This is a genomic window from Actinocrinis sp. (assembly GCF_035653575.1).
In the GTDB taxonomy this organism is placed as follows: Bacteria; Actinomycetota; Actinomycetes; order Streptomycetales; family Catenulisporaceae; genus Actinocrinis.
Map to the genome: position 1 here is coordinate 40,419 of NZ_DASRBQ010000056.1, position 16,054 is coordinate 56,472.

Here is a 16,054-nt window from a genome sequence, read left to right on the forward strand (position 1 = left end):
CGAGCCCTGGCGCGCTCGCGGCCGGTCACACGTACTTCGTGATGTCCGCCACGGTGAAGCCCTGCGCCTGGATGTGCTTGTAGAGGTTGATCATCATCTGCACCATGGTCTCGCCTTTGAGCTGGGCGGGGCCGCGGAAGTGGGCCAGGATGATGTCGCCGGGCTGCAGCTGGTGCGAGGCGGTCTGGTACTGCATGTCGTGGATCTCCATCGACTCCTTCCACATCATCATGCCTTTGAGACCGGCCTGTTTGACCGCGTTCACCGTGGCGGCGTTGTAGTTGCCGCCCGGCGCCCGGAACAGGTACGGCGTCGTGCCGTACTCCTTCTGCAGCTTCTGCTGCTGTCCGGCGATCTCATCGAGCTGGCGCTGCGCGGACAGGCTCGGCATGTTGAGCGGATGGTTGACGGTGTGGTTCTGGATCGTGACGAACCCGGTCTGGTTCAGCTTCTCGAAGTAGGCGTAGTCGTCCCGGATCAGCGTGTCGGCCAGGCTAAGGGTGAGCGGGATCTGGAAGTCCTTGACCATCTGGATGAAGGCCGGGTCCTTCTCGATCCCGTCGTCCAGGGTGACGAAGACCACCTTGTCGCTGATCGGCACCTTGGAAAAGACCTGCGGGTGGTCAGCGCTCAGCGTGATCGGCTTGACCGAGGGCGGCGCCGGGGCCGGGGCGAACGGCTTGAGGCCCTGGTAGCGCTGCGCCAGCAGCTGCGGGTCGGGACCGGCGCCGGCCGTGGCGCTTGGGCTCGCCCCGGCGCCGCTGCCGCCGGTCTCGATCCCGATCGGGCTTGGGCTGGCCGCGGAGGTGCTGGCGGCCGGGCTGGTGTCGCCCTGGCAGGCCGCGGCGAAGGAGCCCAGCGCGGCCAGTCCCACGGCGCCGCCCATGAAGCGGCGACGGGAGACCAGCGGCGGGCGGGCGTCGGTGTTCGTCACGACTTCTGAGACGCGCATTCCTGAAGATTAGTTGAATGCGCCGCGGAGATTTTCTTCAGGTCGCCGGCCCGCCCGGTTCGCCTGCTGAGCCTGCTGACCCGGCCGGCCCGGCTTACCGGCTGACGCCGTCTCAGCCCTCGGCGAGGAAGGCCTCGATGGCGTCGGTCACCGCCTGCGGGTTCTCGACCGGGCACTCGTGGCCGGTGTCGATGATCTCGACCTTCGCGTTCGCGCAGTTCGCCGCGATGCGCCGGGCCTGGGCCGGCGGGAACTGGATGTCGTGTTCGCCGTGCAGGATCAGCACCGGGACCTGGATCTCGCGGACCCGGTCGAGCACGTCGAAGCCGCGCATCGCGTCGTAGCAGGACATCACGACGTGCCTCGGCGTGGCCTGGGAGGCGGCGATGTACTGCTTGATCAGTTCTTTCGGGTAGCCGGGCTTGAACGCGCGCTGGATGTTGATCGCGACGAAGGTGTTGTACGGCACGCTCTTCGAGAGGGTCATCACCAGGCCGCGGGAGCGGCTGTACACCATCTGACTGACCGAGTCGACCAGCACCAGCCGCTCGACTCGCTCCGGGTGGGCGAGGGCGAGCGTCTGCGCGATCATCCCGCCCATCGAATGGCCGACCGGGATGAACCGGTCGACGCCGCGGTCGTCGAGCAGGCGCAGCACGTCCGCGGCGAGCCCGTCGATGCTGTAACGCTCGACCGGCTTGTCGCTCTCGCCGTGGCCGCGCAGGTCCAGCCGCAGCACCCGCCGCGACTTGGCGAAGTGCTCGAACTGGTGGTCCCAGCGGTGCCGGTTGGCGGTCCAGCCGTGGATGAAGACCAGCGGCGTGGCCGCGCCGGAGCCGGCGTCCTCGTACACCAGGCCGACGCCGTCCACGTCGAAGCGGGACGGCTGTGTGGTGCTGCCGGCGTCCGTCACAGCAGTCTCCTGACTCCCGGGCCCTGACTCTTCGCTCCGATGCATGAGCGCGGCGCGATCATAGCGCTCATGGCTAGCGCCGACGATGGTTACGAGCGCGTCGCGATGGCGAGGAAGCGGTGCTCCGGGTCGTCGTAGGAGGCGAGCTTCCAGCCGGTGTCCGCCAGCGCGGCGCCGAGCACGTGTTCGGCCAGCGGTTCGTTCGGGCCGAGGACCCGGCCGTGGCGGGCGGCCAGCGCGGCCCGTCCGGTCGGGTGGAAGACGACCAGCTGGCCGCCCGGCCTGGTGACCCGGGCCAGCTCGCGCAGGCCGGCCGCCAGATCGTCGAGGTGGTTGAGCAGGCCGGCGGCGAAGGTGGTGTCGATGGAGCGGTCCGCGAACGGAAGGCGCTGCGCGTCGCCGAGCAGCAGCGCGGTGGCGTCGCGGTCGCGGCCGCTTGACCGCACCGCGTCGAGCATCTGCCGCGTCACGTCGAGGCCGATCACGCGCCCGGACGCTCCGACCGCGGCGCGCAGCGCGGGCAGCGCGCGACCGGTGCCGCAGCCGAGGTCGAGCGCGGTGCCGCCGAGCACCGGGGCGGCTTCGGCGACGGCGGCCGCGTAGGCGGGCAGGTCGTCGCCGAACTTGGTGTCCCAGGCGGCGGCGCGCACCGCGAAGAAGGCCTGGTTCTCGGCGACGTACCAGTATTCGGGCACTGCGACGTTGCCGGATACCCGCCGGATCACCGGCCAGGACGGATCGCCCAGGTCGAGCACGACCTCGCCTGCGGGCTTCGTGCGGGAGCCCGGATCCGCGCGCCTGGCCGCGTGATCGCCGGGGGCGCGCAGCCACACGGCCAGTTCCCAGCGGCCGGTCGGCGGATGCTCGCGCCAGCGCGGGCCGTCGGCGAGGGCGATGGTGGTCGGCGTGCCCTCGACGCGCCAGGCGTCCTCGTCGGCGAGCGGGGTGCGATCGGTCAGGCGGAGGCAGTGCCGTCCGGCCGAGCGCAGCGCGAGCGCGAGCCGGTCGGCGACGGCCGCCGCGTGTTCGCCATCGATGACGACGCCCGCGGCACGCGCGGGGAGGGCGGCGGTGAGGGTGCCGAGCACGGCTTCCCAGCGCTCGTGCTGTGCGTCCGTCAGGCTCTGCCAGTCAGGGAACATCTCTCCATCATGCAAGTACCAGGTGCGCTGCTCAATCTTTCTGGCAGTTGCGGCGTTATCTAGCGGTTGCACGCCGCGAATGCGAGGTCGATGTGCCTTCCCGTTCAGGCAATCGCGCCATGTGCTCGTGCAGAATCGGCGCGGCTGGAAGGATGCACCCCATGATTTGGACCAAGTGCACTGGCGCGCCACGGTCCGGTAGAACGCGCCGATGGCCTTACGCACTGTGTGCCGCGTTGGCCCTTCTACCCGTTGCCGCATGCGGGAGCGGCAGCTCGGGCCCCGGCACGGACGGCACCGGGGTGAATATCGGGCTCAGCTCGATCCCCTCGCCGGTGGCGCCGAGTCCGTCCCCCTCGCCTTCCCCCAGCCCCTCGCCGTCGGTCGATCCCGGCACGCTGCCGCAGACGCATGTCCTGCCGCGGCCCGACGACCCGATGTTCCAAGCCGGGGTGCAGGATCTCTGGCAGGCGATCGTGCAGGACAACCCCTCGATCGCGCTGCCGTTCTTCTTCCCGAAGAGCGCGTACCTTCAGGTAAAGGCGATCTCCAATGCCTCGGCCGATTATCAGAACCGGCTGATCGACTGGTACGACCTCGACATCCACGCCGCGCACAAGCTGCTCGGGTCGCACGCCTCCGCGGCGCAGTTCGTGAAGGTCTCGGTGCCGACCAGCCAGGCGGTCTGGATCAAACCGGGCGTCGAGTACAACAAGGGTTCGTACTACCGGCTGTACGGCACCCGGCTGACTTATCAGATCAACGGCGTGACGAAGTCCTTCGGCATCTTCTCGCTGATCTCCTGGCGCGGTGAGTGGTACTGCGTGCACCTCGGTCCGAGCGTTCGATCGTCAAATGTCGGCATCGTCTACAACGCTCAGTAAGTAAGACCGCGTGTTCTGTCCCGCCCAACTGGACAACCAATGCTGCGGCCCCGGATGCCTGAATGCATCCGGGGCCGCGGCTGTACGTAGCCGTTATCGAACCAGTCGCGTGGCTACGGCATCGAGTGCAGGTGCGTGCCGACCGTGTTCGCGATCTGGTTGCCCGCGCTGGCGTCCCAGTTCGTCGACCAGGTCATCGCGCCGCCGATGCCGGGCCAGGTGGTCGACGGCTTGAAGCTGCCGCAGTTGGTCCCGGAGGCCAGGCAGTCCAGCGCCGCGTTAACCACCGACGGGCTCACGAAGCCGCCGCCGGCCGCGCTGCTGGAGGCCGGCACGCCGAGGCCGACCTGGCTCGGGTTCAGGCCGTTCTGCAGCTGGATACAGGCGAGGGCGACCAGGAAGTTCTCGGTGCCCTCCGAGTAGACGTTGCCGTCGCAGCCGTTCATCGAGCCGGAGTTGTAGTACTGCATGTTCACGATGGTCAGGATGTCCTTCACGTTCAGCGCGAGCTGGAAGTAGGCCATCCCGGTGCTCTGCATGTCGATGGTCTGCGGGGCCATGGTCAGGACGAAGCTCGAGCCGAGGCCGCTCTGGCTGGCCAGGGAGTGCAGCGCCTGTCCCATGTAGGTGGCGTTGACCCCGTTCTCCAGGTCGATGTCGATGCCGTCGAAGCCGTAGCTCTTGATGATGGAGGCCGCGCTGCTGGCGAAGTTGCTCGCCGAGGCGGAGTCGCCGACCGAGATGGCGCCGTTCTGGCCGCCAACCGAGACGATGACCTTCTGGCCGCGGCTGTGCAGGGTCGCGATGTCGGCCCGGAACTGCGCGTCGGAGTAGCCGCCGAGCGAGCTGGACAGGCCCGAGTCGACCGCGAAGGAGATCTGGCCCGGCGTGCCGGTCGCGTTGGCGAAGGCCACGGCCACGATGTCGTACTGGCTGCTCACGTCGCTGAGCCGCTGCACGGTCGCGCCGTTGACGAAGTCCTGCCAGTAACCGGTCAGCACGTGCTTGTGCGGGCCGCCGTTACCGCCGCCGGTGCTGCTCGGGCTGGGCGACGGGCTGGTGCTCGGGCTGCTCGAGGGCGAGGGGCTTCCGCTCCCGCTGCACGCGCCGTCGTCGGTCCACACGTTCTGCGCGTTGTTGCCGGGGATGTCGCCCTGGGTCCACCACTTCGCGGTCCAGGTGTGGCCGTTGTAGCTGACCACCGCACCACCGTTGTACGCGGTCGTGGACACCCACGCCGGCGCGGAACAGGTACCGCCGGTGCCGCCGGTCGGGCTCGCGCTCGGTGTCGGGGTGGGCGAGGAAGAGGTCGGGCCGGTGCTCGGCGAGGGGCTGCCACCGCCGCCGGGACCGGTGAGGGAGAAGTCGTCGGCCTCGTAGGCGGGCTGGCCGTACCAGCCGTGCACCCAGATGGTCAAGCTGGTGGTGCTGGCCCCGGTGGTGAAGCTCGTGGTCAGCTGCGAATATCCGCCGCCGGTGCCCGGAGTCCAGGTGCTGCCGTCGGTCGTCCCGGTGCCGGTGTCGCCGAGGTAGACGTACGAGCCGTTTACCCAGGCCGAAAGCGTGTAGGCGGAGTTCGGCTGGACGCTGACGGTCTGCGAGCACTGCGCGTCGTCGCTGCCGGCCGGGGTGCCCCGGAGCGCGTCGGCGCCGGAGTGCACCGGGCTGGTGACGATCGTGCCGCTGCCGCTGGAGCAGGTCCAGGGCGAGAGCGCCCCGGACTCGAAGCCGGGGTTCTGAACCAGGTTGGCCGCGGCGGCCTGGGCGCCGGTGGTGGCCGCGACGACGCCGACGGTCGCGAGCACGACGCTGAACGCGGCGCCGGCCGCGGCGAGCGCCCGTTTGCGGGCGGGCCGCGAGGTGAGATGGGGAACGCGTGCCATGACTGCCTCTCCGGTACGGGGCGGCACCGGCGGCGCGCGTGCGGGCGCGACGCGGCGGGGCCGCGGGTCGATCGAGGCGGGCGTACCGGGCGCCTCCGGTGCGCACGCTTGCGCGAGATATGCCGATTCGCGTGGATCTGCGGCTCGGATTGTGGGTTTTTAAGTCACCGGGGTGCGCCGAACTCCGGAGGATGTTTATGCTGATGCCAGATTGGACTAGACCAGTCGGTCGGTCAATGGTCTGGTCCGCGGCCATCTCGGCGCAGTTACGCCAAGAGCTTGAGAGAACGCTAAACGCCGCAGGTCAGCGCCGCAATGCCAGCCTCCGATCGGCCGTGCGGATGAGCTGGGGCTGAGGCTTTCTTAGGGTGCGGCCCGATCGGAGACCGGTGGCGCACATACGACACTTAGAAGTTTGAACCGTTATGTAGTGCTTTGATGGTTCTCGCTATGCCGCACGGGTGCCGCATACGCGGCGCGGCGAACTCGGGCGCGGTCGGTTAACGCATCCGGAGGGACAGTGCAGGATCTTGGGGGCACCGCCGCGTCGCTCTACACCGTTCGCTCCCGTTCCCAAGCCGATTCACGGCAACGGCGACCGCACGCCTTCGACGAACCCATCCTCCGGCTCTTGCTCAACGGAGTGCCGGACAAGGCGATCGCCGCGCGGTTGCAGGTGAGCGAACGCACCGTGCAGCGGCATGTCCGAGTGCTGCTGGCCAAGGTCGGCGCGCGCAACCGCATGCAGCTCGGGCAGATCCTCGCCTGCCGGGCACGCAAGGACGGCGACCACGACGTGTCGCCTCCAACGCAGGACCAGGTCCAGTCACAGCCACAGTCACAGCCGCAGCGGTTGAACGAATTCGACTCGCAGATTCTCAAGATGCTGCTACAAGGGCAGGCGGAGAGCGCGATCGCCGAGACCCTGAGCGTGAGCCGGCGCACGGTGCAGCGCTGCGTCAAGGGCATGATGTCGCGGGCCGGCGCGGCGAACCGCGTGCAGCTGGGCTGGTACGCACAACGCAGCGGTTGGATCTAGCCGCTCCGCGCCGCGCGCGCCAACCGTATGACGCACGCGGCGCCGCCCTGCCTGCTTGGGTTCAAGTCGCTGCCCCTTCGGGCATTGAGAGCGCTCACGTCGCATGTCCGGGCTCGTCGAGCCGTACCGTTCCAACGTCAGTGCATTTCGGGCACTGCACCAGACACCGTTCGACGAAACGCACGCGGGAGGGCGCACGGTGCGCACTACGACTCGGCTCATCACTTCGCTCGCGGTTCTCGGCTGTTGCACCGCGGCAGCCGGCTGCGCCTACGGCAGCGGAACCCCGATCGGCTCGACGTACGTATCAGTGCCCGCATCACCGTCCGCGCCGGCCGGCGGCTCCTCGGACCCGAGCCAGCCCTCCCCGACGTCCAGCGCCGCGCCCTTCCCGGTCGCGTGCACCTCGGTTAGCTCCCAAGGCACGTTCGTCACGCCGGGGCCGGGCCAGGTGACCCTCGACCAGATCAGCTCCGCGGTCGGCTTCAAGGTGAACACCTCGATGCCCGATACCCAGTCGGCGCTCGGCTTCCACGGCTACGAGGGCTGCCGGTACACGTTCACCACGCCGAGCGGTGGCGGCCAGCTCGATGTCTCGGTCGTCATCGGCACCGACCCGACCACGATGAACAACGAGTCCGCGGCCCAGGAGTTCGGCGAGACCAAGGCCAAGTCGATGCCGCGCTCGCAGCGCTCGTGCACCGGTGACTGCGCCTGGACCGTCGCGCCCACCTCCGGCATCGGCGACGCGGCGCTCACCTTGACCCAGTCCGGCGAGTCGGTCGTGGTCGCGCTCAAGGGCGACGTCTACGTCGAGGTCGGCCCTGGCGACTTCAAGGTCGAGCGGGAACTGGCCCTCGCCAAGCTGCTGATCTCCAGCCTGCACTGACCGATCAGGGTCCTGCGTGCAGCCCCGAGGACACAGGACCCTCATCCTCCCTGGCCAGGCCGCCGCGGGCCGGGTCAGCCCTTCTCGAACGGCCAGGCGTGCGAGGGCTTGTCCCCGGTGCGCGCCCGCATCCGCTCCACCGCCAGCCGATTCAGCCGCTTCCAGGCGGGCGAGGCGTCAGTGATCTGCATCATCATGCTGCCGTCGAGCTCTTGCGCTCCGTCGGCCACGTTCTCAGCGAACGAATCCCAGCCCTGGACCCCGCTCTCGCGCGGAGCCTTGCGCTCGATGTAGTCCAGCATCTCGTCGGCCAGCGCCTCCAGCCGCGGATCGTCCGGATCCCAGTCGAAGGCTTGGTCGTAGGCGAGGCAGAAGTGCCGGAACTCCGGATCGGCGACGTACGTCCGCTTGTGCGCGATGAGCAGCGGCACGGCCTCGGGCATCCGCGCGTTGAGCATGATCCAGCCGTCCCGTTCGGCGCGAACGCCCCGCTCGCTCACGCCCATCGCGCGCATCTCGTCGAGGTACTCGACCACTCCGTCCGGGAGGAAGAGGCGCTCTCCCCCGGCCAGCTCGGCGATCCGCTGGCGGTGCCGCTTGAGCTCGCGGATGCGCTGGGCCAGGGCCGCGTCGATCTCGGCCACGGCCTTGGCGAACTGCTCCGGCTGCGCGCCGAGCAGCTCCTCCACCCTGGCCAGCGGCACGCCGGCGTCGGCCAGGGTCTTGATCCGGATCAGGTCGATGACGGCCTGCGCGTCGTACCGGCGGTAACCGGAGGCGTCGCGATCGGGCTCGGGCAGCAGACCGCACTGGTGGTAGTGCCGCACCGCGCGCACGGTGACCCCGACATAGTCGGCGAGCTGGCTGATGGTGAGCGTCGTGGTCATCCCCGGCTCCTGAGCCCTTAGTCCCCGCTTGAGTCTTCCCGTCAACGCGGCCGGTCAACGTACCCGGCCGCGCCGGAACACCGTGCGCGCCCACCAGTATCCGGCCACCAGGATGCCCAGGCACCAGGCGATCGAGACCAGCGCGTCGTGGCCGACCGGGCCGCCGTTGAGCAGGCCGCGCAGGGTCTCGTTGAGCGGCGTGAACGGCTGGTACTCGGCGAACCAGCGCACCCCGGCCGGCATGGAGGCGGTGGGCACGAACGAGCTGCCGAGGAACGGCAGGAACTGGATCAGCATCGGCGTGTTGCTCGAGGACTCCGGCGTCTTGGAGATCAGCCCGATCGCCACCGCCAGCCAGGTGAGGGCGAAGCTGAGCAGCACGATCAGGCCGACGGCGGCCAGCCAGGCGAGCGGGCCGCCGGTGGGCCGCCAGCCCATCGCCACCGCGACGCCGATCACCAGCGCCACGCTCACGATCGTCTGGATCACGCTCGCGACCACGTGACCGGTCAGCAGCGAGGATCGCGAGATCGCCATGGTGCGGAAGCGGTTGATGATGCCCTCGGTCGTGTCGACGCACACGGCCACCGAGGTCGCCATGCAGCCCGAGGCGACCGTCAGCAGCACGATGGCCGGGGCGACATAGTCGATGTAGCTGCCGTGTCCGACGCCGCCGGCGTGTGCGGCGTTCAATCCCGCGCCGAGCGTGCGGCCGAGCAGTCCGACGAAGAACAGCAGCAGGATCACCGGCACGCCCAGCGAGGCGGCGAGCATCGCGGGATAGCGCAGGATGTGCCGCAGCGTACGGCGCAGCATCGTCGCGGAGTCGGTCACCGCGTAGCTCAGGCTGCTCATGATGCGATCGCCCCTTCGTTGCTGTCGTCGAGTCCTGCGTTGTCGCTTCGTTCTTCGGCACCGCCGGCGCCGTGCCCGGTCAGCGCGAGGAACACGTCGTCCAGGTCCGGTGTGTGCACGGACAGCTCCTCGGCCTCTACGCCGGCCGCGTCCAACCTGTCGAGCACCGATCGCAGGGCACGTACTCCGCCGTCGCTCGGGACCTGCACGGTGAACGTCTCGTCGTCGCGTGCCGATACGTCCAGGCAGCCGGCCGCGCGCTCCAAGGCCTCAGGGTCCGCGAAGCGAAGGCTGATATGCCCGCCGGGCACCAGCCGCTTGAGCTCGGCCGGGCTGCCGTGCGCGACGATCCGGCCCTGGTCGAGCACCGCGATCCGGTCGGCCAGCTGGTCGGCCTCCTCCAGGTACTGGGTGGTGAGGAAAATGGTCACGCCGCCGGCCACCAGCTCGCGGATGATCCGCCACAGCTCGCGGCGGCTGCGCGGGTCGAGCCCGGTGGTCGGCTCGTCCAGGAAGATGACCCGCGGCTCGCCGATCAACGTCATGGCCAGGTCGAGCCGGCGCTTCATCCCGCCGGAGTAGGTGATCACCCGCTGGTCGGCAGCCTCGGTCAGGTCGAAGCGGCGCAACAGCACGTCGGCGCGCCTGCGGCCCTCGACCTTGCCAAGCCGGTGCAGGTCGGCCATCAGGATCAGGTTCTCCCGGCCGCTCAGCAGGTTGTCGACCGCGGAGAACTGGCCGGTCACCCCGATCACCGCGCGCACCGAGTCGGGCTCGGCCGCGACGTCGTGCCCGGCGACCCGCGCTTGACCGCCGTCGGCCGCGATGAGCGTGGACAAGATGTTGACCGCGGTGGTCTTGCCGGCGCCGTTCGGGCCGAGCAACGCGAACACCGTCCCGGCGGCGACGGCCAGGTCGATCCCGTCCAGCACCAATTTCTCGCCGAAGGATTTGCGCAGACCTGACACCGCGAGCGCGGCCGTCTGCCCTGTGTCCACCTGCCCTGCTTCCGTCTGCCCTGCCTCCGCCCGCGCGGTCGCGGCTGCTGCCGATACAGCAGCTCCGGGCTGCATCAACGCGTTGCGCGCCGCCTTCTGATTCGCCGTCTCGTGTGGCATGTCTCCATCGTGGAAGGTTGACGCTGCGTCAAGGTCAAGCCCGCTTTTTCGCTCCTGCCGAAGGGCTCCGGCCAGCCGTTACGAAACCCGTACGCGCGGCATGTACGGACGCGGATAGACTCCGACCGGCTGCTAGGGCGCGGGGCTCAATTCCGTGCTGCGGGGATCATCTTGGGGAGGGACACGGTGCACATGCGCCGTTTCGCGGTCGCGTCCGCGTTGTTGATCATGTCGTCTGCCGCGGTGCCGAGCGCCGCGCACGCGGACACACCCTCCGGCTCAACGCTCTACGTGAGCAGCGGTACGTCGTCGCAGTGCTCCGACTCGGCGGGCTCCGGAACGCAGGCAACGCCCTACTGCACAATCGAAGCGGCCGTCAACGCCGCCAGCCCCGGCCAGACGGTGTACATCGAGCCCGGCAGCTACCCCGCGACCACCATCACGCACTCGGGCACCGCGGCGGCACCGATCAACATCGTCGGCGCCCCCGACTACCGCCATGGCTCCTTTCATCAGGCATGGATCGGCTATCTGGCAACCGGCGTATCGCTGACCGTCTCCGGTTCGTCGTACCTCAACTTCGAGGACATCGGCGTCGAGACCGGACCGACCGGCACGGTCTCGGTTTCGGGCAGCTCGCACATCACCTTCGACGACACGACTTTCGGCTACGGCGTCGCCCTCAACGCCCCGCTCGCCGAAATCACCGGTTCCTCGCAGGCGATCACCATCGGGCATTCGTACCTCGTCGAATCGCATACGCCGGCGGTGGTGGTGAATGGCGGGTCCGCCGGCACGGTGATCAGCACCGACTACCTGACTTCGACCGATTCGGTGGCCGTCTCCCTGGACGACGCACCGGGCGCGGTCGTGACCAGCAATACGGTGCGGGCGTACTGCAAGAGCGGCCTCAGCCTGGGCGCCGCCAGCACGGCCGCGGTGATCGAGAACAACATGTTCACGGACAGCGCCGACGCCTGCCCGAACGGCTCGTCGCCGCAGATCTCCGTCGACCCGGCCGCGTCGCCGACCGCAACCGAGGACTACAACACCCTCGCCGTCACCGGCACCCAGCCGTATTACGACTGGGGCGGCGCCGATTACGCCACGATCGCGCAGTTCGCCGCGGCCACCGGCCAGGGCGCGCACGACACCGTGTACAAGAACACTTACACGCCGGTCGACTCGGCGAACAGCGCGGCTCCCGGCGAATCGACCACCGACCTGCTGGGCAATCCGCGGATCGACCTCGCCTCCGTCGCGAACACCGGTTCCGGGCCGGAGAGCTACTTCGACCGCGGCGCGTTCGAAATCGTCTCGCCCTTGCAGAGCGCTGTCTTCCTCGCCTCCGCCAGCCAAGCGCCGACCGGCTCGCCGGTGACCTTCACCGCCAAGGGGTTCACCGGCCTGGCGGACGGGCTGAGCTACGGCTTCGACTTCGGCGACGGCACGACGCAGACCACGGCGAACAGCTCCCTTTCGCACACTTACACGCAGGTCGGCACGTACACGGCGACGCTCACCGTCTCCGGCGTCACCGGCGTGATCAAGAAGTCGACGCTTCAGCTCGCGGTCGTGCCGCCCGCGCCGTTCGTCGCCGCCATGTCGGTCGCGGCCGCCGGCACGATGACCGCGGTCGCCACGAACAAGAGCACCGACGCCTGGGACGTCACCAGCTACACCGTCGACTTCGGGGACGGTTCGACGCCGATGCAGGCCGCCGTGTCCACGCCCAGCGTGACGCACTCGTATAGGAAGCTGGGCACCTACCCGATCAAGATCACAGCCACCGACTCCCAGGGCAACACCGCCACGACCTCGCAGCAGTTCACCACCGCGGGCTCGGAGTACAGCGCCTACGGCCCGGTCCGGATCCTCGACACCCGCCACGGCATCGGCGGGGTGACCACGCCGCTCGGCGCGAACGCGACGCTTCGCCTGAAGATCGGCGGCACCGGAGCGATCCCGGCGAACGTCAGCGCCGTCGCGCTCAACCTCACGGTCACCAACCCCAGCGGCACCGGGTACATCACCGCGTACCCGGACGGCCAGGCGAAGCCGCAGACGTCGAACATCGACTACTCGCCCGGCCTGACCAAGGCCAGCAGCGTGCTGGTCGGCGTCGGCTCCGGCGGCGAGATCGACCTCTACAACGGCAGTTCCGGCACCGCCGACCTGATCGCCGACGTGACCGGTTACTTCACCGCGACCACCGCGGACGGCTACACGCCGCTGTATCCCGCTCGCATCCTCGACACCCGCAGCGGACTGGGAACCGGCGGCACCAAGTCGAGTGTCGGCGCGGGCAAGACCCTGACGCTGACCGTCGCGGGCACCGACTCCGGGTCGCTTCCCGCCAGCGGAGTCAACGCCGTCGCGCTGAACCTGACCGCGGTCAACGAAGCCACCGGCGGATACGTGACCGCGTACCCCGACGGCGCGGCGACCAGGCCGCTGGCCTCCAGCCTTGACTTCGCGGCCGGCCAGACCGTGCCGAACACGGTCATCGTCCCGGTCGGCGCCGACGGGAAGATCGACCTCTACAACGGCAGCGGCGGGACGATCGACTTGATCGCGGACGTGCAGGGTTATTTCAGCGCGGGCAGCCTGGACGCCTATCTCCCGGTCGCGCCGGCCCGCCTTTACGACAGCCGCACTTCAGGCGGGCCGCTGACCAACGGCAACGGCCCCTACCTGCAGCCGCTCGGGCCGAATCCCGCGATCAACGGCACACAGAGCACGGCGGCGTTCGTGTACAACGTGACCGTCACCCAGCCGACCGGCTCCGGCTTCGCGGTGGTCTACCCCGGTTACGGCCCGATCCCGCAGACCTCGAACGTCAACTTCGCGGCCGGCCAGACGAACGCGAACACCGCCATCGCGCAGGCAGGAGCCAACTACACACCGGACAACACGTTCACGATCAAGTTCAACGCGCCGTCCGGCAACTCGGCGCAGCTGATCGTGGACCTGTTCGGCTACTTCAGCGCCGAGTAGGCCGCGCCGCTACCGCTCAAGGTTCTGCTTGAGCCGATCGAGCGCGCCGACCTCGACCCGCATCTGCTTGGCGATCCGGCCCGCCATCAGCCGCGCCATGCCCTTCGGCTCCAGGTCCAGGCTGAAGGTGACGCTCGTGCGGTCCGGTCCGTCCTCGGCCAGCGCGAACCGGCCGGCCGGGCGCGCCGGGCCGGCGATCACCTGGAACTCATAGCGGGTCGGCGGCTGGTAGGCGGTGATGCGGTAGTCTCCGCGCATCTTCATCCCGCCGGGGCCGCGCAGCACCTGACGGATCGTCGCGCCCTCGCCACCTTCCGGCGAGACGCGCCTGATCTCGACGACGCCCGGGCGCCAGGCCGGGTCGTTCTCCTCGTCCGCGAGGTATGCGAAGACCTGGTCGATCGGCCGGTCGACGGTGACGGTGTGCTCCTCGTGTGGCATGGCGGTCTCCTCTCCCCTCCCATCTCAGCGGGTGGAGCCCAATCTGGCCACCCAGCGGGCCAACTGGTCGAGCAAGGCCGCGGCGCTGTTGTCGAGTGCCTCGTTCGCCGTGAACCGGCCCTCGACGGTGACGCGCTCGCCGATCTGCGGGATGTTGACCTGGATCGGCATCGGGATCATGCCGAGCACCGAGACCACCTGGATCAGCATCTCCACCGCGCGGGTGCCGGCCGCGATGCCGCCGTAGCTCACGAAGCCGACCGGCTTGTCCGTCCACTCGTGGTTGAGGTAGTCGATCGCGTTCTTGATCGCGGCGTTGTAGCCGTGGTTGTACTCGGGCACGACGAAGACATATGCGTCTCCGGCACCGATCCGCCGGCTCCAGGCCTTGGTGTGTTCGTGCTCGTATTCGGCGAACCGCGGGTGCCTCGGCTCGTCGAGCAGCGGCAGGTTCACCTCGGCCAGGTCGATCAGCTCGACCTGGAATCCGCCGTGCTTCGCCGCGTGCGCGTGGAACCAGTCGGCGACCGGCTTCCCGACCCGGCCCGGCCGGGTGCTGCCGATGATGATCTGCAACGTGGGCTTCACCATGCCCCAACGCTAGTGGGTCACCCGCCCGGCGCCGCGCCGGTGAACCAGCCGCGCCGAGGATCCGTTCCCGTTGCGTCACGCAGAGCGCGAACCGGTTCGGGCACGACTTCACCTTCGTCAGCGGATCACCGCCAACGACAGCGCCTTCTGTCCAAGGAGAGCACTCATGGCACGACGACGAACGCTGCACCCTGCCCGACTCGCGGCCACCGCACTCACCGGCACCGCGCTCGCCTTCGCGGCGACCGTGCCGCCCGCGTCAGCGCAGGCCGCCGGCTCGGCCTCACCCGTCGACACCACCATCACGCAGATCGCGTCCACCGTCCCGGCCAACGGCGACGTGAACCCGTACGGCGTGGCCGTGGTCCCGGAATCGACCGGCGCGCTGCACGAGGGCAACGTGCTGGTCAGCAACTTCAACGCGGCATCGAATCTGCAAGGCACCGGCACCACCATCGTGCAGGTCTGGCCGAACGGCCAGGTCAGCACCTTCGCACAGATCAGCGCGGCCCACCTGCCCGGGGCCTGCCCCGGCGGCATCGGCCTGACCACCGCGCTGGTCGCGCTGCGGTCCGGCTGGGTCGTCGTCGGCTCGCTGCCCACCGCGGACGGCAGCGGCGCCACCGCGAAGGCCGGCTGTCTGCTGGTGCTCGACGCGCACGGCTTCGTGCGCGAGACGCTGTCCGGGTACGGCATCAACGGCCCGTGGGACATGACCGCGCTGGACGGCGGCTCCTTCGCGGAGCTCTTCGTCAGCAACGTGCTCAACGGCACGGTCGCGGCGAACGGCGCGACCGTCGATCACGGCACTGTGCTGCGGCTCGGGCTGGCGATCCCGGCCGGGCACGCGCCGCGGGTGGTGTCGCACACCGTCATCGGCTCCGGGTTCGGCGAGCACACCGACCCGGCCGCGCTGGTGGTCGGGCCGACCGGGCTCGGTCTGGCCGCGAACGGCACGCTGTACGTCGCGGACAGCGTCGGCAACCGGATCGCCGCGATCCCGAACGCGCCGTGGCGCGACGAGAGCGCAGGCACCGGACGGACCGTCACCTGGGGTGGGGCGCTCAACACGCCGCTCGGCCTCGCCGTGGCCCCGGGCGGCGACATCTTGACCGTGAACGCGGGAGACGGCTTCCTCGTGGCGACGACGCCTTCGGGCAAGCAGGTGCAGACCGTGCAGCTCGACTCTTCCGGCGACCCGGCGGGAGCAGGAGCGTTGTTCGGCCTGGCCACCGTGCACAACGACGACGTCTACTTCGTGGACGACGCCGCGAACACGCTCAACCTGCTGCACTGAACCGGAAGCACCGCAATACGGGGACGAATCCGATTCGAGGGAATACCTGAATCAGGGGCACACCTGAAACGGTGTCACCCCACGCAGCGCCGTGAGGCATGGTCGCGCCTCGCGGCGCTGCCGTGTCTTTGGTCCGGCCCCGTTTGATGAAACGGTGCCGATCGAT

At 69.3% G+C, this 16,054-nt stretch carries 14 protein-coding genes; 5 read left to right on the forward strand and 9 right to left on the reverse strand.

What is annotated here, in order from left to right:
* Nucleotides 1–25: 25 nt before the first annotated feature.
* From VFA06_RS07890 to VFA06_RS07900, 3 genes are all read right to left on the reverse strand, one after another.
* The gene (locus VFA06_RS07890; protein ID WP_324839778.1) at nt 26–952 is read right to left on the reverse strand and encodes a polysaccharide deacetylase family protein; all 927 of its coding nucleotides are present in this window, start codon (nt 950–952) and stop codon (nt 26–28) included.
* Between the two features lie 112 nt (nt 953–1,064).
* Nucleotides 1,065–1,865, reverse strand: a complete 801-nt coding sequence (locus tag VFA06_RS07895; protein ID WP_324839779.1) for an alpha/beta hydrolase — start codon at nt 1,863–1,865, stop codon at nt 1,065–1,067.
* Between the two features lie 89 nt (nt 1,866–1,954).
* The gene (locus tag VFA06_RS07900; protein ID WP_324839780.1) at nt 1,955–3,007 is read right to left on the reverse strand and encodes a class I SAM-dependent methyltransferase; all 1,053 of its coding nucleotides are present in this window, start codon (nt 3,005–3,007) and stop codon (nt 1,955–1,957) included.
* A 302-nt stretch (nt 3,008–3,309) separates the two neighbouring features.
* Here VFA06_RS07900 and VFA06_RS07905 point away from each other — a divergent pair, with 302 nt between their 5' ends.
* Nucleotides 3,310–3,891 carry a hypothetical protein gene (locus VFA06_RS07905; RefSeq protein ID WP_324839781.1) on the forward strand — a complete coding sequence of 194 codons (582 nt, stop codon included), beginning with the start codon at nt 3,310–3,312 and terminating at the stop codon, nt 3,889–3,891.
* A gap of 113 nt (nt 3,892–4,004) precedes the next feature.
* Here VFA06_RS07905 and VFA06_RS07910 read toward each other — a convergent pair whose 3' ends face one another.
* Nucleotides 4,005–5,774 (reverse strand): chitinase, encoded by a 1,770-nt coding sequence (locus VFA06_RS07910; protein ID WP_324839782.1) that lies wholly within the window; start codon nt 5,772–5,774, stop codon nt 4,005–4,007.
* 631 nt (nt 5,775–6,405) lie between these two features.
* On the opposite strand from VFA06_RS07910, the gene VFA06_RS07915 reads away from it, so the two are divergent.
* Together VFA06_RS07915 and VFA06_RS07920 are read left to right on the forward strand one after the other, a co-directional pair.
* Complete coding sequence (locus VFA06_RS07915; protein WP_324839783.1) at nt 6,406–6,813, forward strand: LuxR C-terminal-related transcriptional regulator; 408 nt, start codon at nt 6,406–6,408, stop codon at nt 6,811–6,813.
* A gap of 199 nt (nt 6,814–7,012) precedes the next feature.
* Nucleotides 7,013–7,702: a hypothetical protein gene (locus tag VFA06_RS07920; RefSeq protein WP_324839784.1), complete on the forward strand. Its 690-nt coding sequence runs from the start codon at nt 7,013–7,015 to the stop codon at nt 7,700–7,702.
* Between the two features lie 74 nt (nt 7,703–7,776).
* Here VFA06_RS07920 and VFA06_RS07925 read toward each other — a convergent pair whose 3' ends face one another.
* From VFA06_RS07925 to VFA06_RS07935, 3 genes are read right to left on the reverse strand one after another with little or no spacing between them, the layout of a single operon-like run.
* Entirely contained in the window at nt 7,777–8,589 is an 813-nt protein-coding gene (locus tag VFA06_RS07925) for a MerR family transcriptional regulator (RefSeq protein WP_324839785.1), read from the reverse strand.
* A 54-nt stretch (nt 8,590–8,643) separates the two neighbouring features.
* A complete protein-coding gene (locus VFA06_RS07930) occupies nt 8,644–9,444 on the reverse strand; it encodes an ABC transporter permease (RefSeq protein WP_324839786.1) in 801 nt (266 codons plus the stop codon).
* Nucleotides 9,441–10,562 carry an ATP-binding cassette domain-containing protein gene (locus tag VFA06_RS07935; protein ID WP_324839787.1) on the reverse strand — a complete coding sequence of 374 codons (1,122 nt, stop codon included), beginning with the start codon at nt 10,560–10,562 and terminating at the stop codon, nt 9,441–9,443. The genes VFA06_RS07930 and VFA06_RS07935 overlap by 4 nt, the downstream gene beginning before the upstream one ends.
* 192 nt (nt 10,563–10,754) lie before the next feature.
* On the opposite strand from VFA06_RS07935, the gene VFA06_RS07940 reads away from it, so the two are divergent.
* On the forward strand, nt 10,755–13,559 hold the full coding sequence (locus VFA06_RS07940) for a beta strand repeat-containing protein (RefSeq protein ID WP_324839788.1): 2,805 nt from the start codon (nt 10,755–10,757) through the stop codon (nt 13,557–13,559).
* 9 nt (nt 13,560–13,568) lie between these two features.
* Here the strand turns inward: VFA06_RS07940 and VFA06_RS07945 are convergent, their stop codons facing one another.
* Together VFA06_RS07945 and VFA06_RS07950 are read right to left on the reverse strand one after the other, a co-directional pair.
* Nucleotides 13,569–14,000, reverse strand: coding sequence for an SRPBCC family protein (locus VFA06_RS07945; RefSeq protein WP_324839789.1), 432 nt, complete (start codon nt 13,998–14,000; stop codon nt 13,569–13,571).
* Nucleotides 14,001–14,024: 24 nt separating this feature from the next.
* Nucleotides 14,025–14,591, reverse strand: coding sequence for an NAD(P)H-dependent oxidoreductase (locus VFA06_RS07950; protein ID WP_324839790.1), 567 nt, complete (start codon nt 14,589–14,591; stop codon nt 14,025–14,027).
* Nucleotides 14,592–14,757: 166 nt separating this feature from the next.
* Here VFA06_RS07950 and VFA06_RS07955 point away from each other — a divergent pair, with 166 nt between their 5' ends.
* Nucleotides 14,758–15,888, forward strand: a complete 1,131-nt coding sequence (locus VFA06_RS07955) for a hypothetical protein (RefSeq protein ID WP_324839791.1) — start codon at nt 14,758–14,760, stop codon at nt 15,886–15,888.
* Nucleotides 15,889–16,054: the final 166 nt, after the last annotated feature.